Consider the following 26,247-nt stretch of genomic DNA (forward strand, 5'->3'; position numbering starts at 1 on the left):
CTTACAACGCCCTCGCCTTCTCCGCTCCCATTGCGGTATTCGTCAGCGTATTCCTGATGTACCCATTGGGACAATCGTCGTGGTTCTTTGCACCCAGCTTTGGCGTAGCGGCAATTTTCCGGTTCCTGCTATTCTTGCAAGGCTTCCACAACTGGACACTCAACCCCTTCCACATGATGGGTGTTGCTGGTGTCTTGGGTGGTGCATTATTGTGCGCCATTCATGGAGCCACAGTCGAAAATACCTTGTTTGAAGATGGTGATGGTGCTAACACCTTCCGCGCCTTCAATCCCACCCAGTCTGAAGAAACCTACTCAATGGTGACGGCAAACCGTTTCTGGTCACAGATTTTCGGTATTGCCTTCTCTAACAAGCGCTGGTTGCACTTCTTCATGTTGTTCGTGCCAGTTACAGGCTTGTGGATGAGCGCCGTCGGCATCGTCGGTTTAGCACTCAACCTGCGGGCTTATGATTTCGTCTCCCAAGAATTACGGGCGGCGGAAGACCCTGAGTTTGAAACCTTCTATACCAAAAACATTTTGCTGAATGAGGGTATCCGCGCTTGGATGGCTCCTCAAGATCAACCCCACGAACAATTTGTATTCCCTGAGGAGGTATTACCACGTGGTAACGCTCTCTAATAGACCAAATATCTTAGGCGGCGCTGGACGCGACCAAGAATCCACTGGGTTTGCCTGGTGGTCTGGTAACGCACGTTTAATCAACCTATCTGGCAAACTACTGGGTGCTCACGTTGCCCATGCTGGTTTGATTGTATTCTGGGCTGGAGCGATGACTTTGTTTGAAGTCGCTCACTTCATTCCGGAAAAGCCCATGTATGAGCAGGGCTTGATCCTGTTACCTCACCTCGCTACCCAGGGTTGGGGTGTTGGTGCTGGTGGTGAAGTCATCGACACCTTCCCCTACTTTGTTGTCGGTGTACTCCACCTAATTTCCTCAGCCGTCCTTGGCTTTGGCGGTATCTATCATGCCGTTCGTGGTCCAGAAACCTTAGAAGAATACTCTTCTTTCTTTGGTTACGACTGGAAAGACAAGAACAAGATGACCAACATCATCGGCTTCCACCTGATTATTTTGGGATGCGGTGCGCTGCTGTTGGTGCTAAAGGCAATGTTCTTTGGTGGTTTGTATGATACCTGGGCACCAGGCGGTGGTGACGTTCGTGTTATTACCAATCCGACATTGAACCCAGCGGTTATCTTCGGTTATGTAATCAAGTCTCCTTTCGGTGGCGAAGGCTGGATTGTCAGCGTCGATAACTTAGAAGATGTGGTCGGCGGTCACATTTGGGTTGCCTTTATCTGTATTGCTGGTGGTATTTTCCACATTCTTACCAAGCCTTTTGCTTGGTCACGTCGTGCATCCATCTGGTCTGGTGAGGCTTACCTCTCCTACAGCTTGGGCGCTCTTTCCCTGATGGGCTTTATTGCCTCGATCTTTGTTTGGTTCAACAACACCGTTTATCCTAGCGAATTCTTTGGTCCTACTGGTCCAGAAGCTTCTCAAGCTCAAGCTTTGACCTTCTTGATTCGTGACCAACGCTTGGGTGCTAACGTCGGTTCTGCCCAAGGCCCCACAGGTCTAGGTAAATACCTGATGCGCTCTCCAACTGGTGAAATCATCTTCGGTGGTGAAACCATGCGCTTCTGGGATTTCCGCGGCCCTTGGTTGGAGCCTCTACGTGGCCCCAATGGTCTTGACCTGGAAAAAATCAAGAACGATATTCAGCCTTGGCAAGCTCGTCGCGCTGCTGAATACATGACCCATGCTCCTCTGGGTTCTTTGAACTCAGTGGGTGGTGTGGCTACTGAGATTAACTCCTTCAACTACGTATCTCCTCGCGCTTGGTTGGCGACTTCTCACTTCGTACTAGGATTCTTCTTCCTAGTTGGTCACTTGTGGCACGCTGGTCGCGCACGAGCTGCTGCTGGTGGTTTTGAGAAAGGAATTAACCGTGATACTGAGCCAGTGATGTTCATGGATGACCTAGATTAGGTTGTAAAGTTTATTTCATCACTGACAACTAATAATTTATAGGCTCTTGCTAAAAGCAAGGGCTTTTTTTATAAGAAAATTAGTAATCTATTGATTAAACTGAGCGACTAATCAAGGGAATTAATACTATGAGCGATTCCAATTTTATTGATGCTTTGCGATGGACATCTGAAGCTAAGGAAAAATTGCAAAATATTCCCTTTTTTGTCCGCTCTCAAGCTAAAGCCAGAATTGAACAGCTGGCTCGTGAAGCAGGACAAGAGCTTGTGACCGCTGATGTGGTAGAACAGGCTAGGCTTGAGTTTGGACAATAAAATATTCTGGAGGTCGTAACAATGACAGTCGCCAAAAATCGAGCAGACCGAGTAATGCTTTACGACATTAGCTGGCAACAGTTTGAAAATCTTTTAAAAGACTTAGGAGAGCATCGGGCAGCACGGTTAGCTTACGATCGCACTACTTTGGAAATTATGACACCTTTACCTGAACACGAACATTACAAAGAGGTAATTAGCGATTTAGTCAAAGAAATCGCTGATGTGCTGGATTTAGACTATGAAAGTTATGGTTCGACTACTTGGAAGCGAGAAAGCCGAATGGTAGGGGTGGAATCAGATAATTGCTTCTATTTCCAGAATGAAGCTGCGATTCGGGGTAGATTGGATCTCGACTTGAAACAAGATCCACCGCCTGATTTGGCACTGGAAATTGATGTTACCAGTAAGTCTCTAAATCGTTTTCCCATTTATGCCCGCTTGGGAGTACCAGAACTTTGGTGTTGTGACTCCGGTGAACTCAAGATTTATCACCTGCAAAACGGGGAATATGTCGAGTCAGAGAAGAGTCTAGTGTTTCCTACTTTAGCAATTCGGGATTTGCCTAAACTGATTGAGCAAAATCGGGTGGATGGCAGACGGGCAATTCGTCAGGCAGTGCGAGAATCGGTGAGGGAAGGCGGTAAGGGTGAACTACCCAGTGAACCTAATTCATAATTACAAATTACGTTAGCGTAGCGGTAGCGAGTCCGCGTTCGCTTTTAGCCTCTGGTAGAGAGCGTCATTACGAATTACGAATTATTATCAGCTTCCTCCCACATTCATTGCTGCTAAAAAAGTCTTCTGACTCACATCTCTGTAAACTGTATTTAAATACTTCATTACCAGATCACTCGAAGTTGAATTTACTGTATTTTCCTCTTCCTTCGCTAAAGGAATTGCTCCTAATACATCTAATACCATCTCACTAGTGGACGGCGCAATCACTACCAAGGATGACTCTAGTGGCTCATTATATTGCCAGAAAGAGTCAATTTTCACTGAGTATTTTTTATTAGGAATTGATTGTTGAATATCGGGCGTTTCTGTGGTGTTAGGTTGAATCTTGGTACTACGTAATTGTCGTAAATCGCTGATAATTTGCTCTTTAGTGCGTCCGCGCAATTGAAATAGTACAAAGGGGTCTTCACTGAAGCGATCGCCTAACTGATAGTACAGGGCACCAATATGTTTACAGGGATTTGCTTTATCAGGACAAGAGCATTTACTCTGGACATCACCAAGGGTAAAAGGAAATATCGAAAGACCATTAGCTGTGAATACTTCTTCTATATTTTGTGGCATTTCTCCTGCTAGTAATTTGGCAGCAAAAATTGCCCTTTGGGACATTGTTTCAATTACATAATCCCACTGTTCATCGGTAAATGGTTCAAGGGAAAGGGAGACTTTATAGGGTTCAACTTCACTACCTTGCACCCTAGCTAATACTTTTGCACCTTTAAATTCGATGCTGAGAACATTTCCTTGACGAGCATAATTTCTCGCACGTTCCAAACGCTTTTTAAAGCGATAAGAATCGAGTAAATCTAGCCATTGTTGTGACCACCATTCTCGACTTGCCTGAAGGGTATAATTGGTCATAGTTGCTTCGCTCAAAGTAAAAGGAACTGGGAATTGAGGATTGGCTAAAAAATCCGTAGGCGCAGCCCGCTGTAGGCATCGCACTTATTAAAGAACAATTATTACCTTACCCTGCTTTTGTCCTTTACCGAGAAGTATTGCCCCACACTGGACTGAATGGATGGCTTGATTTACCATTCGTTACAGAACAGTTAACTGTTAATTCTTTTTTTTCGCATAAGAGTGCGAGTGAGCAATTCTGCAATATCCAAAGCTTGATTGAAGTTGTGCCAAGAATTAACTGGTGTCATCAATTCATCAGTTAAACTATTCGGTCTATCGCTTACCAAAACGACTTGCATTGAACTGAGCAATCGAATGCGAGATGCTAAAAACAGCACCTCGCAAACCGTACCGCTTGGTGATGGCAGAGTACTAATAAAGAACTAATAAAGATTAAACAATCACAAAATTGTCTTCGGTTAGTGACAATCCAGCACTTAGTTGTGCAAATTTTACCTGAGTAAAGCCAGATGTACTACCATCAAAATCAAAGAACAGTCCACCTGTAGCGCTGTTGTAGATAAATCGCTGAGTGGTAGTGGTTGCAGATGTTCCGATGATAAGCTGACTAGCTGAAAGTGAAGGTGTTGACAACCCGCCACCAAAACCAGCAGCCGATACCTGAATCAGTTCATTAGTCGCGTTGAAGTCATAAAGATTATCGAGTCCTTCATTGAAACTATTAAAAGCAAAGGTATCATTACCAGCTCCTCCATAGAGGCTATCATTACCATTGCCACCTGTGAGGTAGTCATTGCCATTACCACCAATGACTGTGTTCTTACCAGAGGCACCAGAGGCTGTGAGAGTATCATTGCCATCGCCTCCATCCAGTAGATTATTGCCTGTTGAACCGCTAGCACTCAAGCTATCGTCACCAGTCCCACCATTGAGGGTGTTATTGCCCAAGGAGCGAGAGTCAAAGTAGTCGTTCTCATAGTCGCTGTAGTCACTGTAGTAGCCAGAGATACTAAGAGAATCATTGCCATCGTCCCCAGAGAGCAGGTTATTTCCTTTTGAACCGCCAGCACTCAAGCTATCGTTACCTGCACCTCCAATGAGTGTGTTATTGCCCAAGGAGCGAGAGTCAGAGTATTCGTAGCCAGCGAAGTAAGGGTGGTCGGAGTACTCGGAGCCAGAGACATCAAGAGAATCATTGTCATCGCCCCCAGAGAGCAGGTTATTACCTTTTGAACCGCCAGCACTCAATGTATCGTTACCTACACCCCCGTTGAGGGTGTTATTGCCCAAGGAGCGAGAGTCGAAGGAGTAGGAGGATGATTTATATTCGCTGATTCCGGAGTTGCCAGAGACGTCAAGAGAATCATTGCCATTGCCCCCAGAGAGCAGGTTATCGCCTTTTGAACCACTAGCACTCAAGCTATCGTTACCTATACCTCCGTTGAGGGTTTTATTGCCTGTTGAACCGCCAGCACTCAAGCTATCGTCACCAGTACCACCGTCAAGGATATCATTGCCTGCACGGTCAATGAGAGTATCATTTCCTGCACCGCCAATGAGAGTATCATTTCCCGCACCACCTCTCAAAAGGTCATTACCACTCAAGCCGTTGATGATGTCATTACCCCCCTGACCATTGACGACATCATCTGAGTTATCTAAACTCGTAATGTTGTTGTCGAGGTCATTGAGGAAAGTCACCGTGTTCTTGGTGGACAGGCTAGTTTGAGTGGAGTTAGCATCAAAGACATCAAAACTGTCGGTGATGCTAGTTTGTCCACTAAATAGGATATTGCCAATGGCTGGTCTTGCTCCAGAAGCTTTCAAGTTCTCCAAGTTTTCTAATTTGAAGTTTTGCAGGATGAGTTTGGAACCACCTACCCCTTGAAAGTTATCAATGGTGATTTCCAGATTGTTGCCATTCTGGGTAAGCACCAGATTTTGGGCACTCTCGCCCGCGAGTATAATGGTATCCACTTTGGCAATGACTGCTGCTGTCGGGTTTGTTCCTTTACCTACGCCACCGAAATCGGTGATAATATCAGTGCCCCCGCTCCAGAAAAATTTATCATTACCGTTCCCACCTGTGAGGATATCATCACCGTTCCCACCTGTGAGGATATCATTGCCAACGCCACCAATGAGTGTGTTATTGCCAAAACCGTTGGCATTAAGAGAATCATTACCATCACCCCCAGAGAGTAGATTATTGCCTGTTGAATAGTAAAGATTTAATTCATCGTCACCAGCGCCACCAATGAGTGTGTTATTGCCTGAGGCGCCTCCGAAGTAGTCATCGCCTAAGACACTAAGAGAATCATTGCCATCGTCCCCAAAGAGCAGGTTATTGCCTGTTGAGCCGTTAGCGCTCAAGTTATCGTCGCCAGCGCCACCAATGAGTGTGTTATTGCCATTTCCACCACTCTGGGGTTCGCGCTCGGCACTAAGAGAATCATTACCATCGCCACCAAAGAGCAGGTTATTACCTGTTGAATTGATAAAATTAAAGCGATCGTCGCCAGCGCCACCAATGAGTGTATTATTGCCTGAGCTTTCAAAGGCAAAGTAAGAATCATTGCCATCGTCACCAGAGAGCAGATTATCACCTGATAAATAGTAAGCATTCAAGTTATCGTTACCAGCACCACCAATGAGTGTGTTATTGCCAGAGTTGTAATTGGCAAAGTAAAAAAAATCATTGCCATCGCCACCAGAGAGCAGATTATTCCCTCCTGGAGAGTCAATATTCAAGTAATCGTCACCTGTACCACCAACGAGGGAGTCATTTCCCTCACCGCCAAACAGGGAGTCATTTCCCGCACCACCAACGAGGGTGTCATTGCCTACACCACCAATGAGAGTGTCATTTCCTGCACCACCCCGCAGCAAGTCGTTGCCACTTTTGCCGTCGATTTTGTCATTCCCGCCTTGACCATTGACGACATCATCTGAGTTATCTAAACCCGTAATGTTGTTGTCGAGGTCATTGAGGAAAGTCACCGTGTTCTTGGTGGACAGGCTAGTTTGAGTGGAGTTAGCATCAAAGACATCAAAACTGTCGGTAATGCTAGTTTGTCCACTAAATAGGATATTGCCAATGGCTGGTCTTGTTCCAGAAGCTTTCAGGTTCTCCAAGTTTTCTAATTTGAAGTTTTGCAGGATGACTTTGGCACCACCTGTCCCTACTCCTTCAAAGGTGATTTCTAGATTGCTGCCATTCTGGGTAAGCAGCAGATTTTGGGCAGTGAAGGCATAGCCCTCGAATTTGATGGTATCCACTTCGGCAATGACTGCTGCCGTTGGGTTTGTTCCTTTACCTATACCACCGAAATCGGTGATGGTATCAGTACCGTCGCCCAAATTGTAAACAAATGTATCTTTGCCGCCGCCACCAGTTAAAGTATCGTTGCCCTGGTTAGCTGTGATGGTATCGCTGCCCGCAAGACCCTTAATCGTGTCTGCTAACTCGCTGCCCACTAAAGTATCATTTCCGTTGGTTCCAATGATATTTGCCATAACTTTTACCTACCTAAATCGATTTTTTCAGTAATTTCAGTGAACAAGGATGATTAAACCAATTCGCAATGACGCTCGTTCCTCACTAACGCTGCGCCAACGCAATGACGCTCTCTACGAGATGCTGCGCGTAGCTTGCTTCCCCACAGGGGTACGCGGACTCGCTAACGCAATTACGTTTTGTAACGGAGATTTTAATTAGGCATCAAAACTTGCCGCCTGTAGAGGCAGGGGAATAAATCTCCAACTTTGTTAAAAAATCTGACAATTAAATACCAAATACCTAAAATCCACACTTGATATTTGGTTTCTTGCGAGCGTCTAAGTGCTAATAGAAGAGAAAATAGTCATGTGTTGTGCGGAAAATATATTTTTATACCCCCCTTGTAGGCTTCTCTGCGTAGATGTCTAGCTTGAAAATAGGGAACATCTAAATAACCCAACACTGACCATATACTACCGTATTTACTTAGATATCTTTGCTTAAAGACACATCTTTGCATATTCTTCATATTATTTGCTGATAAATTTATGTAAATATATTGTTTTATGTACTATTGATCTTTTGATACTCAATCTTACCGAAGGCTATTAAGGATTGGTACAACGTTTGTAACCAAGAAACCCGCAAACGCAGACATTAGTGCTTCTGGCTCCAAAGCGCAGAACAATCAAATGACCTCTGTTGTCAAAAATTCTCAAATCCTTGAGGGCAGTGTTGATAGATTTGATGGCTGGGGTTGAGATTAAAGGGCAAGACTTCTCGGTAAAGGACAAAAGCAGGGTAAAATAATAATTGTTCTTTAAGAAGTGCAATCGGAAAAACTGGTACAGTTAAAAGATTTCTCCTTGAGCGCGCCAACGTTAGAAGCAGAGTTAATCCCAGAGTAGTCAAAAAACCTCGTTCAAAGTTTCCACATAGAAAACCAATCTACAGAGGGACGGGTACTAAATTTCAACTACGCATTTTTTTATTCTCAATACTGCTTAATTTTTAACCGAGAAGTATTGCCAAGAGTGGGTTCAGTCAATCTAAAATCCAAAATTGATTGACTTTTGACTTTCTAGTTTTTATGTGATTGTGAACTTATTCTGCATCTTCGTCAATTACTGCATTGCGATCGAGTAGTAGTAAGTTGCGAAGTTGGTCTGTATCCATTTCAGTTAACCATTCTTCACCTGCACCCACAACTTGTTCAGCCAATTGTTTTTTACTTTCAATCATGTCATGAATTTTTTCTTCTAAAGTACCAGTACAAACAAATTTATGTACTTGTACATTCCGGGTTTGACCAATCCGAAATACTCTGTCTGTGGCTTGATTTTCCACGGCTGGATTCCACCATCTATCAAAGTGGAATACATGATTTGCTCGTGTTAAATTTAGTCCTACTCCACCAGCTTTTAGAGAAAGAATCATAATCGGTGGCCCTTGGGGGTCGTGTTGGAAACGGTCGATCATTTCCTCACGTTGTTTTTTACTGGTACTGCCATATAAAAAGAATATTTCTCGACCAAGCTGTTTTTCTAAATAGGGTTTAAGTAACTTACCCCACTCAGCAAATTGTGTAAAGATTAAAGCGCGATCGCCTTCTGCTAAAACTTCTTCTAACATTTCTTCTAGCCGCAGAAGTTTAGCTGAATTATGTTGCTCTAATGTCGCCTGTTTCAAATATTGTGCTGGGTGATTGCAGATTTGTTTAAGTTTTATTAGTAAAGCCAAAATCATCCCCCGACGTTGCAATCCTTCAGCAGATTCTATCTCTACTAAAGATTGTTCTACAACTTGTTGATAAAGTGCGGCTTGTTCACCAGTCATACCACAAAATACGGTCATTTCTTGCTTGTCTGGCAAGTCTTGAATGATGTCGCGATCGCTTTTCAATCGCCGCAGTATAAATGGCTGAACTAATGAACGTAATTGAGTCAAAGAAGCCGTATCGCCATACTTTTCAATTGGCATGGCAAACCGCCGCTGAAAAAATTGCTTATTGCCTAAATAACCTGGATTGAGAAAATCTAAAATAGACCATAGTTCTTGTAGTCTATTTTCTACAGGTGTCCCCGTTAATGCAATGCGAAATGTAGCTTCTAATTGCTGCACTGCTTTTGACTGCTTCGCCTCTGGATTTTTCACATTTTGGGCTTCATCTAAAACAATTATTTGCCAAGAGACACTTTGCAATGACTTGATATCTCGATGAAGCAGTGAGTAGCTGGTAACGATTAAATCGTGATTTTTTACTGCTTCTAAAAACGCTTTTCCTTTTGGGCGTTTGTCTCCGTGATATTGCAAAATTTTCAGGCTTGGTGCAAATTTATTAATTTCCCTTTCCCAGTTGCCTAAAACAGAAGTTGGACAAACTAACAGTGTTGGATTTTCTAGCGCATCTTGTTCTTTAAGATGTAGCAAAAAAGCAATAAACTGAATAGTTTTACCGAGTCCCATATCGTCGGCGAGACACGCGCCTAAGCCCCAACGTTCCAAGAAGGACAGCCAAGCAGCACCACGTTCTTGATAAGGTCGCAGCTGCCCTTTAAAGCCTGCTGGTGTCGGTAAAGGTGCGATCGCTTGATTATTGTTTAGCGCCCCAATTAACTCTTGCAACGCCCCAGATGCCTCAAAGCTGACCACTGGTAACTTTTCAATTACCTGGGTATCCCCTGTACTGAAACGCAAGGCATCTTCCAAGGAAAGCGCCATTTGGTCTTTGCGAGTGGTAAAAAATGTTTGGGCTGTCTTGATATCTTGGGGCCGCAATTCTACCCACTCACCGTTAATTTCCACTAGCGGACTATTTAAAGCCACAAGTTTATCAAACTCAGCTTTAGAAATAGTTTGTCCGCCTATTGCCAATTGCCATTGGAAATTCAGCAGACTTTGCAACCCTAAACGTCCCTGCTTTTTCTTTGGGGTTTCAGCAGTAATTTTCAAACCCAAACGGTTTGCCCAGCCTTCACGATTCGCTAAACTGGGAGGCAAAATTACTCCCAAACCACTGTCTTCCAACCTCCAAGCTACAGCTTTGATAAACTCATAAGCTTGCATAGGGGTGATCCGAGAAGATTGGGGATATTCGGTTTCAAAACTGGGTGCGATCGCTGGATATAATCGGGAAGCTACCCCCAAACCTCGCAAAAATGTTTCTTGTGGTTGCTCAATTGTCCGATTTTCATAAACCAATCGTTCAACTGGATTGTTCCAAATAGTTGCCGCATCCACCAAAAACTCAGGATCGTCAGCCGCTTGCAGGAAATACGCTAACGTCCAATCTGTTTGGCCAGACTCTGGAGAACGCAGTTGAAAACAGGTACGAAATAGAGTTTTAAGAGATAGTTGGTATTGTAGCGGCATAGTCCAAGCTTTTAGTGCCGCTTCCAGTCGTTCCACTTCAATTGCATCTGCATTAACTGTATGAGATGCACTAGTTAAAGCTTGCAACCAATGTCGCACACCAGACGGTAAAGATGCGATTGCTTTAGCTTCAATTGGAGGTTGAGAACCCACCATTTCTCGCACTTGGGCATCTATCGTACTGTTGAGAAATTCCAAAAGTAATTCTTGAGGTTCGGTAGGGAAGTCTACTGCTAAGTACTGAGTGCTGAGTGTTGAGTCTTTTTCTCTCAAATCAGCACTTTCTTGATAAGTGCGACAAACTAACGGCATATCCGCAGAAAATTTTTCTAGGCGGGTTCCATCTACAGCACTGTCTAGAAGTACTTGCCACTTAGCAGCAAATGTACCATCTGATTGTCGGTCAATTGTTGGTAAAAACTTACACCGCGAGATTAAATCTAAACTCCAGCGGGCAACCTGCGACCAAAAACGTAAATCTCCTCCCAAAAAGGCATCTTCCCCTTGAGCAGCATTTAGGGGAACAGCAGCGAGAAATTTTACTGCTTCACTGGGGTTAAGACAAAAACCCTCAACTTTCCACGGTTGCAAATATTGCGGGGAGTCTGTATCTAGCCCCAAGCTAGCAGAATGCACAGGGAAAATCGCTGCTGTTCCTTCGCCACTGCCTTCTGGGATATAAGTTGGTAGGGCAATGATTTGCGAATGTGTTGGCAAACTTATCTCAGTGGCACTGGCAGCTTTGGGCGTTAGCGTAGCTCCTCCTTTGGAGGCTCGCCCAGTAGTCGCGATGGCAACTTTGGGTTGCTGGATGAAGTTAGTAATTGCCATATTCTGCGAATCGCCAAAGGCGACGCTTCGCGAACGCAACCACTCACTCAACTCAACTGATGTCATTGCCAATGGATGTAGTGCTATATCTCCAGATCCACTAGACTCGAAATTCCCTCGTGGCGATCGCCAAGTTTCCCCCCAAATAAATAAACAACCATTTTGATTTTTTAGTAACCAATTACAATGTAAAATCGCCATTTTCTAACTATTTAGATTTACCCAAAACTCAAGAATTAAAATCGTAACTATTCTAATTTTTGCATCTTCTTAATAAGATTTTTTGACCAAATTTTGCATATAATAAATATTTAAACAAATATTCCACATCAACATTGTCAATGATGAAACTTCCCCTAATTAAAGTTTTAAAAAATGGGATATTAGTGGAACTAGATTATATGCATCCTCAAGAACAGGAGGTTGTAAGATCATTACTCAATGTTGTAATTGTTGAAGGTAAAACCTATCCTCAAAAAGAACCTCTTTCTCCGACAGAATTTTCAGCTTATTGGTTAAGCAAGGATGCCTTTGTTGTCAGGACATCTGTTTTAGATCCTACACACAAGCCAAAAGAAATATTAGGGGCGTTTTATTTAAAGCCAAACTTTCCCGGTCGGTGTAGCCATATTTGCAACGCTGGTTTTATTGTACAACCTGGGTTACGCGGTCAGGGTTTAGGACGGTTTATGGGAGAGGCTATGCTTTCGATAGCAGCAAACCTGGCCTACGAAGCAGTAATGTTCAATTTGGTCTTTGAGACTAATATACCTTCAATTACACTTTGGCAGTCGTTAGGATTTGAAATTATTGGGCGAATTCCGGGTGCGGCGAAGCTAGAGAATGGACAGGTAGTAGACGCGCTAATCTTGTATCACACTTTGCCTTGAATGACTTGTTTATCTTTGTATGTACCAGAAGTCAGCCATAAGGCATAAATGTTAGGATTGCCACAGAAAGAGAATAGCGAAAGAGAAGGAAAAAAAACTGAATGGCAGAAGTTGATAAGTCAATATCCTTCGATGGAAGGGATATTCGACTGAAAGTAGGCCTACTAGCTCCCCAGGCAGGTGGGTCGGTTTTGATAGAATCAGGGGACACATCCGTTTTAGTGACGGCTACGCGATCGCAAGCCAGAGAAGGCATTGATTTTCTTCCCCTGACTGTAGATTATGAAGAAAGGCTATATGCCGCTGGTCGGATTCCCGGAGGGATCATGCGGCGGGAAGGTCGCCCACCAGAAAAAACAATTCTCACCAGCCGTCTTATAGACCGTCCCCTGCGTCCTTTGTTCCCTTCATGGTTGCGGGATGACCTGCAAATTATTGCTTTAACGCTGTCGATGGACGAGTTAGTGCCACCCGATGTGTTAGCAGTTACAGGTGCTTCCATCGCTACCCTGATTGCTCAAATCCCCTTTAATGGGCCAATGGCAGCAGTGCGGGTTGGTTTAGTGGGAGATGATTTCATCATTAACCCCACTTATGCAGAAATTGAAGCCGGAGACTTGGATCTGGTAGTAGCTGGTTCACCCCACGGCGTGATTATGGTGGAAGCGGGAGCCAATCAGTTGCCAGAGCGAGATATTATCGAAGCAATTGATTTTGGCTACGAAGCAGTGCGGGACTTAATCAAAGCACAGCAAGATTTATTAACAGAACTGGGTCTGGTAATAGTGCAAGAAGCACCACCAGAAGTAGACCCGACACTGGAAAATTATATCCGCGATCGCGCTAGCGGCGAGATTAAGAAAATCCTGTCTCAATTTACTTTCACCAAACCAGAACGCGATGCCGCTTTAGATGTCGTCAAGAATGAAATTGCGACGACGATCGCCGAACTGCCAGAAGCAGACCCAATTCGAGTTGCCGCAACCTCAAATAGCAAGGCACTTGGTAACACTTTTAAAGACATTACCAAATACTTCATGCGGCGGCAAATCGTCGAAGATAACGTTCGCGTTGATGGTCGTAAACTTGATGAAGTGCGACCTGTTTCTTGTTTAGTTGATGTCTTACCAAAGCGAGTCCACGGCAGCGGTTTATTTAACCGGGGACTAACTCAAGTATTATCCACTTGTACTCTAGGTACACCTGGGGATGCTCAAAACCTCAACGATGACATGCAGCTAGATCAGCACAAGCGTTATCTGCATCATTACAACTTCCCGCCCTTCTCAGTCGGGGAAACCAAGCCAATGCGGGCCCCAGGAAGGCGCGAAATTGGTCACGGTGCATTAGCAGAGCGATCGCTACTACCTGTGCTACCGTCAAAAGAACAATTTCCCTACGTAATTCGGATCGTATCGGAAGTACTTTCCTCCAACGGTTCCACCTCAATGGGTTCAGTCTGCGGTTCCACCCTCGCCCTGATGGATGCTGGTGTACCAATTCTCAAACCCGTCAGTGGCGCGGCAATGGGTCTGATTAAGGAAGGGGACGAAGTGCGAGTCCTGACCGATATCCAAGGCATTGAAGACTTTTTGGGCGACATGGACTTCAAAGTTGCCGGGACAGATGCTGGGATTACCGCCTTGCAAATGGATATGAAAATCTCCGGTTTGTCTTTGGATGTTATTTCCCAAGCTGTCCACCAAGCCAAATCAGCCCGGTTGCACATTCTGGAGAAAATGCTTGCCTGCATTGACACGCCGCGAACTGAAACCTCACCTTATGCCCCACGTCTGTTAACAATCAAGATTGATTCAGACATGATTGGTTTGGTCATCGGGCCTGGAGGTAAGACTATTAAGGGGATCACAGAGGAAACTGGTGCAAAAATTGACATCGAAGATGATGGCACCGTGACAATTTCTGCTGTGGATGAAAACAAGGCGAAGAGAGCCAGAAATATCATCCAAGGCATGACCCGCAAGCTGCACGAAGGGGATGTCTATGCAGGACGCATTACTCGGATTATACCGATAGGTGCATTTGTGGAATTTTTGCCTGGGAAAGAAGGGATGATCCACATTTCTCAACTAGCTGACTACCGCGTTGGCAAAGTTGAGGATGAAGTAGCGGTGGGCGATGAAGTGATTATCAAAGTGCGCGAAATTGATAACAAAGGTCGGATTAATCTCACTCGCTTGGGTATCCACCCAGATCAAGCAGCAGCAGCAAGGGAAGCTGCGGCGGTGAATCGGTAACTCGATTTGGGATTTTAGATTAGATTAAATCTAAAATCCGCGATGCCTATCGTGAAGGCATCGCCGTATGCTTCTCTAATTATGAGCCGAACGACTGAAGTCGCGGCTACATGAACAAAGCCTGCGAAGGCAGGCTGGATGCAATTATTAGATAATTTCCCAGTCGGGGATGAGAGATTTTTGTTGATGGTGAGTTACTTGGTTAGAAATGTAATTTGCTGTCTGCTCGATGAGATGATGACTGACTGTAAATGCCCCGTAACCACCTTGCCATTTAAAAAATTCGTGGCGTTTGATTTCATGAGTAATCAAATGGGAAGAACTACCTTTGGCTTTTTGCATTAATTCAGATATAGTCAATTTTGGTGGAAAACCAGTTAGTAAATGGACGTGATCAACTGTACCGCCAATAGCAATTACCTTGCATCCTAAGTCAGAGCATTGCTTGGTGATTGCTGAATAAATTACCTCTTGAACATCTGGTGTAATCAATGGCAATCTATCCCAAGTTCCCCAAACACAATGTATATGCAATTGCGTAAAATTTCTATGCATTTCCCTTGTTTTTTAATCTAAAAGCCTGCCTTCGCAGGCTTTGTTTTTGTAGCCGCGACTTGAGTCGTTCGGCTATTAGCAGAATAGGAATTGATTTTTTTATTAGGAATATAGTTTCGCCTCCAACTGTTTTAAGATCCGCTTAGGATCATTCTTATTCCCCCCAAGAAATTTCCAAGCTGCAAAACCAGCGCCAAATGCTACAACAGCAGCTCCTCCAGTCATAACACCAACCCCGCCAAGGGCTGCCATAGCAGCACTATAGGCTGCCGCTCCTGATAAAGTACTAATCGCTGTACCTGTACCAGCCACACCAAAAGCGCTGATAGCAGCCCAAGCGGTTCCAACAGCTGCTGCACTAGTTGCAACTCCTACTCCTGCTGCGATTCCTAAATTCTTTTTCTCTTCAGAATCCATTTGAGCAACAGAGGCAACAGATACTAGAGCGGCTGCACCAATCAAAGCAGCTCCACCGGTTGCAACTGCTAATCCTCCCAACATTCCCAAACCACCCGTAGCGACAGAACCACCCCCTAACAAAGCTAGAGTTGCATTAGTCGATGCGCCTCCAAAGAAAGTACCAAATGCTGCTCCTGTTCCTGCTTTTGCTCCTATAGTTGTAGCGACTTTGGTAGCAGTAGGAACAACCACAGATGCCCTTTTAACTGAATCATGAACTTTTTTTACTTTGCCAATGATATCATCGTCTTCCTGAGACTTTCCCTTATGACTCGTTACTGGCTCACGCATCAGCTTGTAAATTACTTTACAATCATCTGGAATATCTGAGTTTAAAATTAGCGAGTCTAATGAATGCAAGCAAGCTTTATCAGAAACTTGCTTACCATCTCTAAGTGTAGCGTAGGCAGCAAGTATCTCTGCTCTGTATATACTACTTGTGATGGTAGGGGAATTATCAATCAGATTGACGATAAATAAATCAGCAGTAATTGCTCTAGATATAACACTGTATTGAAAATAGACTTGTTTTAGTTCGTTCAGAAGGAAAGAATTTTGAATGATAGAGTCAAGCTGATTGAGAACATCCAAATCAGTTATACCTTCTCCTGCTCTAATACACTGATATATTCCTCTTATTGACTGCTTCTTAGTTTCCTCTAGGTTAGATGCAGCTAGGGCATTTTCAATACACTCTTCAATTTTGATCAACCTAGAACTTTGACTGGCAATTTTGTAACGCAGGCAAACTAATGAGTTACTTTCAGAGGGAAAAACAATAAAATCTAATAAGTCCTGAGCCGCTAAACACTCACTATATTTACCATCTTTAATTAGCTGATAGACTTTTCTACATCTTTGTTTGCTTTCTGGCTTGATATCTACAGTAGTTATCAATAAGTCTACTGATTTTTCTATATTTATAGTTTTATCAAATAGAGTGTGTAGAACAAGGACAACATTATTTCCCTGCAAACCACAGTTTCTTAAGCGTAATTTATCGTCTTCTGTAGTGTTGGCTGGAATATTGACTTCATAGCTTTTTCCTGACCTCAATGTAACTTTTTGAGTTCCACCTTGGCTGGCTGTCTGATAAGGTACAAAGATGTGATGTAACTCATCTTGTCTGAATTCCATATTCGATTGTGTCATTGCTAAGTAATAATATGAGGAGCTTGGTAGCAAAACTGCTACTTAACTATCGCCGCTCCTACATATAATTAACAACCGAATAAACACTCATAACAGTGTTGAGGAATTCATAATCAATATAAAAAACCGTCCCTATTTTTTTACCGTAAATTCCCCCAGCCTGCGCTGCAAGAAGCGCACCACGCAGGCTTTGCTTGTGAATTCCCTCAGCCTGCGTAGGCAGGCTTTGTTCATGTAGCCGCGACTTCAGTCGTTCGGCTCCCCTGTAAACAATTTAGTCTGGTACTATTGCTTAAGCTTTTTTCAACCAGCTAAACATAGCGCGTAAATCTTTACCAACTTCTTCTATTTTGTGTTCAGCTTCTTTACGACGCAAGGCGGTAAATCCTGGTTTACCAGCTTGGTTTTCCAGAACAAATTCTCGTGCAAATTGCCCAGATTGAATTTCGCTAAGAATCTTCTGCATTTCAGCTTTGGTTTGTTCGGTAACAATCCGCGGCCCACGGGTATAATCGCCATATTCAGCGGTGTTAGAAATGCTATCGCGCATTTTGGCTAAACCACCTTCTACAACCAAGTCAACAATCAGTTTAACTTCATGCAGACATTCAAAATAAGCCAATTCTGGTTGATAACCAGCTTCTACCAAAGTTTCAAATCCGGCTTTGATTAAAGCACTCAAACCACCGCACAATACCGCTTGTTCGCCAAATAAATCTGTTTCAGTTTCTTCACGGAAAGTAGTTTCGAGAATACCGGCGCGGCTACCACCAATACCTTTAGCATAAGACATGGCGCGATCGCGTGCCTGACCACTGGCATCTTGATAAACTGCAAATAGCGCTGGTACGCCTTCCCCACTTTCATAAGTCCGCCGTACTAAATGCCCCGGCCCTTTGGGTGCTACCATCACCACGTCTACGTTAGCTGGTGGTACAACTTGCCCAAAGTGAATGTTGAACCCGTGGGCAAAAGCTAACACATTTCCTTCTTCTAGATTGGGTTCAATCTCGTTTTTATAAATCGTTTTTTGAACTTCATCAGGTAACAAAATCATGATGAAGTCAGCAGCATTGGCAGCATCTGCAACATTTTTCACAGTTAACCCAGCGGCTTCAGCTTTTGCTACTGACTTACTACCCGGATATAATCCCACAATCACATTCAAACCACTATCTTTTAAATTGAGAGCGTGGGCATGACCTTGGGAACCATAGCCGATAATAGCAATAGTTTTTCCAGCCAAAAGGTCTAAATTGGCATCTTCGTCATAGTACATCCGGGCCATAGAAGCATCTCCTGTCAGCAAGCATCGTCATCAATTGGCAGACTTCCGATTGTACCCCAAATTGAGTAACCACAGATGAACTGTCAACCATTGAATTTATCCCTTTGAACTCAGGGGGAATGAAAAGCAGGGGGAGCAGGGGGCAGAGAGGCAGGGGAAGCAGAGGAGGTAGGGGAGAGTAACTCTTGACTAATGACTAATGACTAACCCTGTTACATAAATCGCAACAATACAGGCTTTGAGTTTGATTTCAGCAATACTGAGATTATCTTCATCCATCTGGGGGTAGATTGTGTACGCTTCGGCTAAATTACCGCGCACATCTGCTGTATTTGTGAGTGCGCTATTAGGAGGGGTGATTTTTACCAGTTGCGCCTCTTCCCATCAATCAGCAAATAAGGCTTTACCTCCAATTGCAGCCAATAGCGCGGCAAATCAAGCAATGGCACCTGCTAATGAAAGCAGTATTTACCAAATGCACCAATAGCCCGTTCTCGTCCCCAACTCATCAAAAAGGCAGCAATCTCTTGGACTGTCAACTCTGTAGATCAGACTATTAATTATTTTTGTGCCATTTTCAACCCGTCGAATCTACATTTATTTACCAGAAGGAATAGTACCAGGTGAGAACTGTTCTTTATGCACCCATTGCTCATCTGTTCTGGGATACAACTTTGCATCCTTGTTTTCTCCTGGTACAAAATAGCCCTGTGTCCAATCAGGTCGAGGTGGAAGACTACCCTGATTGATATCTTTACGCCACTCAGAATCAGATTTTCGACTACTTCCAGGCACCTCAAATTCATAATGACTCATTACTGGTCCTGCATAGACCATGCGGTCTTTACCATTATCCACCGCTATCATCAGTAAATCTACATTACCCACAGCTTGGTGCAGCACACTACCTGAGTTAGACGGGTTGGTGTGAACATCTGCCACTAAAGCATCCCACTTGCCAGAATTATCAGGATCACTGTAGAAAAGTCTAGGATACCAGCCATTGTATTGGATTTGCCCAACGTAATCCCTTTGAATCTCAACAATCTCTTTGAGAAATTTAGTTTCCACTTCGGTAAGTGGCTTTTGCGCGAGTTCCTTGGCTGAAATCTCTTTAAGGACAGCTAACTTTTGGGCGAATTGCTGTAAAAATTCCACTTGTATAGCCTGAATATCTTTGAGTGACGGTTGATATTCATCTCCCGGCTTCTGAACTTCAGAATCGGGAAAGGGTGTTTTTTTTATTTGCTCCGCTGCTAGCTTCGCCATTTGCTCAAAGCGTTCCCAGAATTCTGGTCTTGGTTCCACAAAACCAGCTGGATATTCACAAGAAAGCTCGCTATAGGAAGGTTTAGCATAAAGAATGGTGTCATGACGCAACTGAGTCCATGAAGCTAATTGAGTGTTGAGCGTCTTCATTGCCCAAGCCTGATTTCGCATCGCTTCGGGATATTTAACATCTGTAGTTGGAGATGACAACTGACGCAGCGTTGCAAGCCAATTCATGTAAATATTTTCTTGCCAGACGGAAGGCTTTTGCATATCTACAACATTCCTGACTGCTGCCAAGTTATGTTGATAATTAAAACCATCTTTTATTCTGGCAATTAAGTTTGGTACTACCTGATTATTACCCAGTGTTGCAAAGGCTACATCTAAACTCGTTGGCACAAAGCGTTGAACTTTCTTACCGTCCCACAAAATGTCATCGAATACAACTTTCGACATCACCCAGCTATCTAAAACAAATTTTTGACTAAGGACTGTAAATGACCTTGGTAACTGAGCTTTTTCTACTCCTAACGGTGATTTATAAACGTCCCCGCGAATGTCTTGAACCCCAATTTTACCGTTAAGAATATCATATTCTAAGGTCGCTAAAGTTGCTAAATTCTTGATATCTACTGGCGATTTAATACCAGCTTTATTTAACACTTCACCAAGTTGGGCAAAAGTCATAGAATCTGTTCTGCCCACAAAAGTTTGGATCATCTGGTCAAACTGCTGCCATTGCTGGAATTTGCCTGAGTTTTGCAGAAGATCGTAGAGAGCGATCGCTGTACCGAGTTCTCGTGGAGAGCTTGTTTCAGGTGCACCAGCAATGCGGAGGTCAATTCTACCGCACCACATCATAGCTCGAAAGTATTTTTTGAGCTGTTCGGAGTGTTCATAATGACCACGTACTTTAAATTGAGAAAAATCTACTGTGCGATCGCGCCCAAATAAATTAATTTTCTGTGTTTGCTGAGTCTCTATAGCAGTAAGGGTTACAGCAACACGTTCATCTTGATTTAAGTAACTTTTCACGGTCTTTCCTGTCAGTAAAGAACGCGCTACTGCCAGAAAATAATCAGCATCTTGGAGACTGGAACCTAGTGCGCCATTACCATATTTACTTGCAGCTTCCGGAATTTTATTTGCCATACCTCGGAGAATTTCATCCAAAGACCTCGCTAAATAAGTTTCTTCCAATTGCTCAAGCATAGAATCGTAGGAATTATGCCAAGCATGTAGTATAGAATCAGCCGAGACAAATACTGGCAAATCATTAGTGTAAATGCGATAGTACATTTCCGCAAAACTTTGCGTTCCCATACGCTCACTCACCACAAACCCATTTTTTTTGAAGACAGCAAGTTCTGCTGAATTGAGACGAAAATCGTTGTAACGCAAATTTTTACGCTGGGGATTTTTGTTATTTTCCTCTGGATTCAGGTTAAAATCTTGCCAAAATTTAGCGGTGGTTGAGTCCCATGTGATTTGAGGTAAATATTCAGCATTACTCTTGTATCTTTGAGCAAATTCCTGTGGCGATATCTGCCCAATTTTTTTCAGTTCTTGGTTAAATGCAGTAGTATAGCCAAATACATCACCAGGTGTTTCTGCCCTAGCAGAATCGTTCACATCGAATCGGTTACATCCAACAAGTGTTGATGATACACAAAGTAAGAGAAGCAATTTTTTCAAGTTAGGCATAATTATTTACCTTGGATTTAGCTTACAGACTTCTTCAATAAGTCTGTAAGCTGGGCAGTAGAGCTAGATAGTATAAATTGAGAACCAAACACTCAATGAAATTTTTCGCAGAAAACCGAGCAGTAACTTTTCAATCCGAGAAATTAGCTAGGATCTTCTGTATCATCAAATGAATCTATATTAGAAGGTGTAGATTTATTAGTTTTAATCACGCCGCCAACAATAGATTCCCAAAAGAAACCATTTTGAAAGGCAAGTAGATAGTCTCCAATATTTTCGGGATTATTGCCAATCACAATGTAGATGGAATTAAATGTCAAGGGGCAGACAACCAGTGCCATAATAAATCTAGAACTGGATATCATTCCAGCTAGTTCAGTCCGCAAGTTGATTGTCTGGGTAGTTGTATTTTTAGCCTTCTCAAATATGTAGCTACCGATGATACCGCTAATCATGACTACAACTATCAAAACAAATTTCATCACAAAAATGAATCGCTCTTCAGAAGTTGGTTTTGAAAAGTTATGCTCCCTAACTGCAAGTTGTTGGGCAATAAAACTTTGCATGAAATAGGTGCTAGCAACAAGAAAGAAGATACCTACAACTAATAAAATATAGGTCAATTTCTTAACTCGCTTACTTTTATGCATTAATACTTTCTCCTGACTCGTGAGGTGGATTGTGTAATATATGTAATATAGAGGTTATTTTAATGATAGTATTTGGCTCATTTAAAAAAAATAATTTTTATGTAGATTTTCAGCGTCTAGAATTTAACTAGAGGCTGAATTTGTGGTAATAGTACTGCTGCTTGACTTAGTGACTTATCTGTCCACAATCGCTCGTAACGTAACCATTCTAATGAACTGTAATTTGCTTTAATTGCTAATGCTTTTTGATAAGCTATGAGCGCTGCTTTTGTATTACCAGTACTATAGAAGCCAATACCCAAACCAGCCCAACCCTCATCTGATATTGGGTTTAGTTTGACGGCAATTTCCCACTGATTGATCGCTTGCTCAATTTCACCTTGTTCATAATAGACAAAGCCTCGATTAACGTAAGCCCGTTCATCATTAGGTTGTAACTTCGTAGCAGCTTCCCAATCAGCGATCGCTTGCTCATACTTACCTTTCCTAAAGTAGAGCGAACCACGTGAAAGGTAGGCTTCTAGTAAATCCTGAGGTGTTGCTTTGAGAGCAATCATGAGATTGATCGCTTGGGTGAATTCTGCGATCGCTGCATCATATTCCGTCACTTGTGAGTACTCAAAACCAAACCGTAGATGCAAGCTGTAATCGTCACCAGATGCATTTTCCTTAGTTGTTGCTATAGCTACGTCATTGTTACTGGGAGTTACCTTCGCTTTGCAAAGAGTAGAAGGCTGAGAATTTTTTGCTGATCTGATATGAATTGTCTGTCGTAGGGTATCAAAGTAACCAGTATTGTCTAATGGGAACACAGAGGTATTAATTAGCAGTGTTGCCATATCTAGCGCCCTGATTAGCCAAGGGGGGTGGGGTTCACCACTGTCGATGAGTTCTAAAGTCTTTAGTTGGCGATCGCCTTGCTCATGTAAAGCCTGAGCATACATTTTTGAAATCACATTAGATAAACTCAGCCACGCCCAAAATTGGTCACTCACCGAACTTAAACGCAAATGTTCGATTACAAACTGGTCTGCTGTTTGCTCATATTCGCGGCGAATTTTTCCTGATGAAGTTTGCTGCTGAATACCTAAAAGCGTAGATGGTGCTTGGAAGTAGGACTTTCCTGTGCCATGATTTAGAACTAAATGACCAATTTCGTGACCCATCATCCATTGCAGCAAGAAAAAAGAAAAGCGGGTATTCATATAAAAACGGATTCTGGAAGCTTGTTCCTTGCTAGGTAAGTCAAACCCATCTTCTGAAATATCAATCAGATGACGGAAGTATTCTAGTAATTCTGCATCACAGATAATAGTATTGTTTTGCCCTAAGGAAGCACAGTTGCAATTGATTTTGGGAAAAAATCGTTTTGAATTTTTATCTACAACATAGATATTAACTGTGTCCTGCTGTGGAGGACGATTAATATTGATCTTGTTCTCGAAGCGGGTGTTATGAACAAAATACTGACCAATGTTCCAAATCAAGTTGTTATATTTATTAACGTATGCGTGATGCTCATATTCTTGACTAAGAATATTTGCTAAAGAAGCAGTTTGATTTCCTATACTTAATAAAGTCACAAATACCACAAGTAGTGGCATTATTATTAATAATCTAAAAATATGTGATCTTTGTAGCATAAACTGGATATCGTAAACATAGTTATCATTTTGGCTATAAAAAGATGCTATAGATGATTTCTATTATCAGCCATAGCATTAATACAAATCGCATATTCCACATTCCGCAAAATTGTCATAAGCTACAGCTGATAAATCTAAGTAAGTCGGCCAGAGAAATTCAATGTATATGAAGAAATATAAATTAATCGTAGGGTGTGTTATGCCGTAGGCTAACGCACCTTGGATTGCTGACGGTGCGGCGCTTGGCGACAACACACCCTACATTAAAATTCCTTAACATAGCTGGAAATATTAGGGCGTGTCATCAAATAGGTGTCAATCTAATTTAGAATTGATAGCCGAGCGCGAGTTGAGTAATGAAGAGGAGTGCTAAAATGACGCGCCGCTATGCCTTGCGGGATGACCAGTGGGAACGCATCAAAGACTTACTACCAGGGCGAAAAGAGACTGTCGGAGTGACGGCTAAAAATAATCGATTGTTTGTCGAAGCCATACTGTATCGCTACCGAGCAGGTATTCCGTGGCGAGACTTACCCGAACGGTTTGGGGATTTTCGAGTAGTTCATACCCGTTTCAGTCGATGGGCAAAGCGCGGAGTGTGGCAACAGGTGTTTGAAGTGTTAGCCGAGGATGCAGACAACGAATATGCGATGATTGACTCGACCATTGTGCGTGCCCACCAACACAGTGCCGGGGCAAAGGGGGGGATGGGTCTAGGGAAGCCATCGGACGCAGCAAGGGTGGATTGAGTACCAAGATTCATGCTTTGGTGGATGCCTTAGGCAATCCTATCGGTTTTCACTTGACTCCTGGACAAGCATGTGACCTTGATGGAGCCGATATCCTGCTCAACGAGCTTTCTTCCGATACACTGCTTGCGGACAAGGGATACGATGCTGATCAGCGCGTGATTGACCGACTTGAACAACAGGGCAAAACCGTAGTTATTCCGCCCAAACGCAACCGTATTGTTTCTCGTGACTATGACAAAGACTTATACAAAGCACGACATCTCCCCCTCGAATTTCTTTGCCCAACTCAAGCAATATCGAGCGATCGCAACACGTTATGATAAGCGGGCAAGGAACTTTCTGGGCGCAATTTATCTTGCTGCTGCCGTTATCTGGCTTAATTGATGACACGCCCTAGCACCGACTTACTTACACAAGCAAAGAACGATTCAAATATTCCCAACTCTTGTTGTCTGAGCCTCCATCTTGAAAAGTTCGGTTTTTCCTGTAGTTTTGATTACTTTAATCTTCAATCAAATGTAAAAAACAATACAAAATATATGATGACAAGTTTGATACAAATTTGTTAAGAATAGTTACAATAGTCAAAATTCAGGATAATATTTCTTATGGTAAATTCTCTTGACAATAATCCACCCCATAAAGTAGTCATTGTTGGTGGTGGTTTTGGTGGACTTTATGCGGCCAAAACACTCGCTAAAGGGGCAGTAAACGTTACTCTGATTGATAAACGTAACTTTCATCTATTTCAACCCCTCCTATACCAAGTTGCTACAGGTGCTCTATCTCCTGCGGATATTTCCTCACCGTTGCGTTCTGTGCTCAGTAAGAGCAAGAATACGAAAGTGCTGCTGGGAGAGGTGAATAATATCGATCCAGAAGCCCAAAAAGTAATGGTCGGCGACGAAGCAATACCTTACGATACGTTAATTGTCGCCACAGGAGCCAAGCATTCCTATTTTGGCAAAGACAACTGGGAAGAATTTGCGCCAGGCTTGAAAACTGTAGAAGATGCGATAGAAATGCGTCGCCGGATCTTTACGGCATTTGAAGCCGCAGAAAAAGAAACAACTCCAGAAAAACGCCGTGCTTGGTTAACTTTTGTAATTGTTGGTGGTGGCCCTACTGGTGTAGAATTGGCGGGCGCGATCGCAGAATTGGCAAATCAAACTCTCAAAGAAGATTTCCGTAACATCGACACATCGGAAGCCAAGATTTTGTTATTAGAAGGTCTGGATCGGATTCTGCCACCCTTTGCACCGGAGTTATCACAAGAAGCGGAAGCATCCCTGACGCGCTTAGGGGTGGTTGTTCAGACAAAAACACTGGTAACGAATATTGAAAATGATGTTGTTACCCTCAAACAAGGCGATGAAGTTAAAGAGATTGCCTCAAAAACGGTATTATGGGCAGCAGGTGTGAAAGCTTCAGCAATGGGAAAAGTGCTAGCAGAACACACAGATGCTGAGTGCGATCGCGCTGGACGTATTATTGTCGAACCTGACTTGAGTATTAAGGGACATCCCAATATTTTTGTAGTTGGAGACTTAGCAAATTTTTCTCATCAAAATGGTAAACCGCTACCTGGTGTTGCACCTGTAGCAAAACAAGAAGGTGAATATGTAGCAACATTAGTTCAACAGCGGCTTGCAGGTAAAAATTTACCACCCTTTGCTTATACCGATCATGGTAGTTTAGCGATGATTGGGCACAATTCTGCTGTGGTAGATTTGGGCTTTATCAAGCTGAAAGGTTTCTTTGCATGGCTGTTTTGGCTGGTGATTCACATCTACTTCTTAATTGAATTTGACAACAAATTAGTAGTAATAATTCAGTGGGCATGGAACTATTTCACCCGTAATCGCGGAGCAAGATTGATTACAGGTCAAGAATCACTCACGCAGTTCGGAATTGATAATAGCAACACCTACACATCAGCTGATAATAAACAGCCAGTAAATGTCTAGTTGGGCATTGGGCATAA

At 43.1% G+C, this 26,247-nt stretch carries 18 protein-coding genes and 2 pseudogenes; 10 read left to right on the forward strand and 10 right to left on the reverse strand.

Annotated elements, in window-relative coordinates; all coding sequences use genetic code 11:
* The 4 genes and pseudogenes from RM347_RS07920 to RM347_RS07935 form a co-directional block, all read left to right on the forward strand.
* Positions 1 to 641: pseudogene (locus RM347_RS07920) on the forward strand (photosystem II D2 protein (photosystem q(a) protein)); the annotation flags it as partial.
* Positions 625 to 2,016 carry a photosystem II reaction center protein CP43 gene (psbC, locus tag RM347_RS07925; RefSeq protein WP_322720060.1) on the forward strand — a complete coding sequence of 464 codons (1,392 nt, stop codon included), beginning with the start codon at positions 625 to 627 and terminating at the stop codon, positions 2,014 to 2,016. The pseudogene RM347_RS07920 and the gene psbC, both read left to right, overlap by 17 nt.
* 128 nt (positions 2,017 to 2,144) lie before the next feature.
* Positions 2,145 to 2,330, forward strand: a complete 186-nt coding sequence (locus tag RM347_RS07930; protein ID WP_322720059.1) for a PCP reductase family protein — start codon at positions 2,145 to 2,147, stop codon at positions 2,328 to 2,330.
* Positions 2,331 to 2,351: 21 nt separating this feature from the next.
* The gene (locus RM347_RS07935) at positions 2,352 to 3,008 is read left to right on the forward strand and encodes a Uma2 family endonuclease (RefSeq protein ID WP_322720058.1); all 657 of its coding nucleotides are present in this window, start codon (positions 2,352 to 2,354) and stop codon (positions 3,006 to 3,008) included.
* A gap of 87 nt (positions 3,009 to 3,095) precedes the next feature.
* On the opposite strand, the gene RM347_RS07940 is transcribed toward RM347_RS07935, so the two are convergent.
* The 3 genes from RM347_RS07940 to RM347_RS07950 all read right to left on the reverse strand — a co-directional run bounded on the left by RM347_RS07940 (position 3,096) and on the right by RM347_RS07950 (position 7,451).
* Positions 3,096 to 3,932, reverse strand: a complete 837-nt coding sequence (locus RM347_RS07940) for an SWIM zinc finger family protein (protein ID WP_322720057.1) — start codon at positions 3,930 to 3,932, stop codon at positions 3,096 to 3,098.
* A gap of 191 nt (positions 3,933 to 4,123) precedes the next feature.
* Entirely contained in the window at positions 4,124 to 4,273 is a 150-nt protein-coding gene (locus RM347_RS07945) for a hypothetical protein (protein WP_428850528.1), read from the reverse strand.
* 94 nt (positions 4,274 to 4,367) lie between these two features.
* A complete protein-coding gene (locus RM347_RS07950) occupies positions 4,368 to 7,451 on the reverse strand; it encodes a beta strand repeat-containing protein (RefSeq protein ID WP_322720056.1) in 3,084 nt (1,027 codons plus the stop codon).
* 49 nt (positions 7,452 to 7,500) lie between these two features.
* On the opposite strand from RM347_RS07950, the gene RM347_RS07955 reads away from it, so the two are divergent.
* A complete protein-coding gene (locus RM347_RS07955) occupies positions 7,501 to 7,653 on the forward strand; it encodes a hypothetical protein (RefSeq protein WP_322720055.1) in 153 nt (50 codons plus the stop codon).
* Between the two features lie 885 nt (positions 7,654 to 8,538).
* On the opposite strand, the gene RM347_RS07960 is transcribed toward RM347_RS07955, so the two are convergent.
* Complete coding sequence (locus tag RM347_RS07960) at positions 8,539 to 11,838, reverse strand: DEAD/DEAH box helicase (RefSeq protein ID WP_322720054.1); 3,300 nt, start codon at positions 11,836 to 11,838, stop codon at positions 8,539 to 8,541.
* Between the two features lie 143 nt (positions 11,839 to 11,981).
* On the opposite strand from RM347_RS07960, the gene RM347_RS07965 reads away from it, so the two are divergent.
* Positions 11,982 to 12,527 (forward strand): GNAT family N-acetyltransferase, encoded by a 546-nt coding sequence (locus RM347_RS07965; RefSeq protein WP_322720066.1) that lies wholly within the window; start codon positions 11,982 to 11,984, stop codon positions 12,525 to 12,527.
* Positions 12,528 to 12,628: 101 nt separating this feature from the next.
* Positions 12,629 to 14,785, forward strand: coding sequence for a polyribonucleotide nucleotidyltransferase (locus tag RM347_RS07970; RefSeq protein WP_322720053.1), 2,157 nt, complete (start codon positions 12,629 to 12,631; stop codon positions 14,783 to 14,785).
* Positions 14,786 to 14,932: 147 nt separating this feature from the next.
* On the opposite strand, the gene tnpA is transcribed toward RM347_RS07970, so the two are convergent.
* The 3 genes from tnpA to ilvC form a co-directional block, all read right to left on the reverse strand.
* A complete protein-coding gene (gene tnpA, locus RM347_RS07975; protein ID WP_322720052.1) occupies positions 14,933 to 15,340 on the reverse strand; it encodes an IS200/IS605 family transposase in 408 nt (135 codons plus the stop codon).
* Between the two features lie 102 nt (positions 15,341 to 15,442).
* Positions 15,443 to 16,951, reverse strand: coding sequence for a hypothetical protein (locus RM347_RS07980; protein ID WP_322720051.1), 1,509 nt, complete (start codon positions 16,949 to 16,951; stop codon positions 15,443 to 15,445).
* A gap of 292 nt (positions 16,952 to 17,243) precedes the next feature.
* Positions 17,244 to 18,239 carry a ketol-acid reductoisomerase gene (gene ilvC / locus RM347_RS07985; protein ID WP_322720050.1) on the reverse strand — a complete coding sequence of 332 codons (996 nt, stop codon included), beginning with the start codon at positions 18,237 to 18,239 and terminating at the stop codon, positions 17,244 to 17,246.
* Positions 18,240 to 18,531: 292 nt separating this feature from the next.
* On the opposite strand from ilvC, the gene RM347_RS07990 reads away from it, so the two are divergent.
* On the forward strand, positions 18,532 to 18,726 hold the full coding sequence (locus RM347_RS07990; protein ID WP_322720049.1) for a hypothetical protein: 195 nt from the start codon (positions 18,532 to 18,534) through the stop codon (positions 18,724 to 18,726).
* A gap of 110 nt (positions 18,727 to 18,836) precedes the next feature.
* Here the strand turns inward: RM347_RS07990 and RM347_RS07995 are convergent, their stop codons facing one another.
* The 3 genes from RM347_RS07995 to RM347_RS08005 form a co-directional block, all read right to left on the reverse strand.
* A complete protein-coding gene (locus tag RM347_RS07995) occupies positions 18,837 to 21,215 on the reverse strand; it encodes a DUF3160 domain-containing protein (RefSeq protein ID WP_322720048.1) in 2,379 nt (792 codons plus the stop codon).
* A gap of 143 nt (positions 21,216 to 21,358) precedes the next feature.
* On the reverse strand, positions 21,359 to 21,865 hold the full coding sequence (locus tag RM347_RS08000; protein ID WP_322720047.1) for a hypothetical protein: 507 nt from the start codon (positions 21,863 to 21,865) through the stop codon (positions 21,359 to 21,361).
* A 116-nt stretch (positions 21,866 to 21,981) separates the two neighbouring features.
* Positions 21,982 to 23,469, reverse strand: coding sequence for a tetratricopeptide repeat protein (locus RM347_RS08005; RefSeq protein ID WP_322720046.1), 1,488 nt, complete (start codon positions 23,467 to 23,469; stop codon positions 21,982 to 21,984).
* Between the two features lie 416 nt (positions 23,470 to 23,885).
* Between RM347_RS08005 and RM347_RS08010 the strand changes: the two are divergent.
* Both RM347_RS08010 and RM347_RS08015 read left to right on the forward strand, forming a co-directional pair.
* Positions 23,886 to 24,647, forward strand: a pseudogene (locus RM347_RS08010) (IS5 family transposase).
* 224 nt (positions 24,648 to 24,871) lie between these two features.
* Positions 24,872 to 26,230, forward strand: a complete 1,359-nt coding sequence (locus RM347_RS08015; protein WP_322720045.1) for an NAD(P)/FAD-dependent oxidoreductase — start codon at positions 24,872 to 24,874, stop codon at positions 26,228 to 26,230.
* Positions 26,231 to 26,247 lie beyond the last annotated feature (17 nt).

The sequence above is a fragment of the Nostoc sp. ChiQUE02 genome, assembly GCF_034531305.2.
Classification (GTDB): Bacteria; Cyanobacteriota; Cyanobacteriia; order Cyanobacteriales; family Nostocaceae; genus Nostoc.

What these genes read in the sequence shown, in the direction of transcription:
- RM347_RS07930 (WP_322720059.1), top strand. Translation starts at nt 2,145, where the DNA reads ATGAGCGATTCCAATTTTATTGATGCTTTGCGATGGACATCTGAAGCT.
- RM347_RS07935 (WP_322720058.1), top strand. Translation starts at nt 2,352, where the DNA reads ATGACAGTCGCCAAAAATCGAGCAGACCGAGTAATGCTTTACGACATT.
- RM347_RS07940 (WP_322720057.1), bottom strand. Translation starts at nt 3,932, where the DNA reads ATGACCAATTATACCCTTCAGGCAAGTCGAGAATGGTGGTCACAACAA.
- RM347_RS07945 (WP_428850528.1), bottom strand. Translation starts at nt 4,273, where the DNA reads ATGCAAGTCGTTTTGGTAAGCGATAGACCGAATAGTTTAACTGATGAA.
- RM347_RS07950 (WP_322720056.1), bottom strand. Translation starts at nt 7,451, where the DNA reads ATGGCAAATATCATTGGAACCAACGGAAATGATACTTTAGTGGGCAGC.
- RM347_RS07955 (WP_322720055.1), top strand. Translation starts at nt 7,501, where the DNA reads ATGATTAAACCAATTCGCAATGACGCTCGTTCCTCACTAACGCTGCGC.
- RM347_RS07960 (WP_322720054.1), bottom strand. Translation starts at nt 11,838, where the DNA reads ATGGCGATTTTACATTGTAATTGGTTACTAAAAAATCAAAATGGTTGT.
- RM347_RS07965 (WP_322720066.1), top strand. Translation starts at nt 11,982, where the DNA reads ATGAAACTTCCCCTAATTAAAGTTTTAAAAAATGGGATATTAGTGGAA.
- RM347_RS07970 (WP_322720053.1), top strand. Translation starts at nt 12,629, where the DNA reads ATGGCAGAAGTTGATAAGTCAATATCCTTCGATGGAAGGGATATTCGA.
- tnpA (WP_322720052.1), bottom strand. Translation starts at nt 15,340, where the DNA reads ATGCATAGAAATTTTACGCAATTGCATATACATTGTGTTTGGGGAACT.
- RM347_RS07980 (WP_322720051.1), bottom strand. Translation starts at nt 16,951, where the DNA reads ATGACACAATCGAATATGGAATTCAGACAAGATGAGTTACATCACATC.
- ilvC (WP_322720050.1), bottom strand. Translation starts at nt 18,239, where the DNA reads ATGGCCCGGATGTACTATGACGAAGATGCCAATTTAGACCTTTTGGCT.
- RM347_RS07995 (WP_322720048.1), bottom strand. Translation starts at nt 21,215, where the DNA reads ATGCCTAACTTGAAAAAATTGCTTCTCTTACTTTGTGTATCATCAACA.
- RM347_RS08000 (WP_322720047.1), bottom strand. Translation starts at nt 21,865, where the DNA reads ATGCATAAAAGTAAGCGAGTTAAGAAATTGACCTATATTTTATTAGTT.
- RM347_RS08005 (WP_322720046.1), bottom strand. Translation starts at nt 23,469, where the DNA reads ATGCCACTACTTGTGGTATTTGTGACTTTATTAAGTATAGGAAATCAA.
- RM347_RS08015 (WP_322720045.1), top strand. Translation starts at nt 24,872, where the DNA reads ATGGTAAATTCTCTTGACAATAATCCACCCCATAAAGTAGTCATTGTT.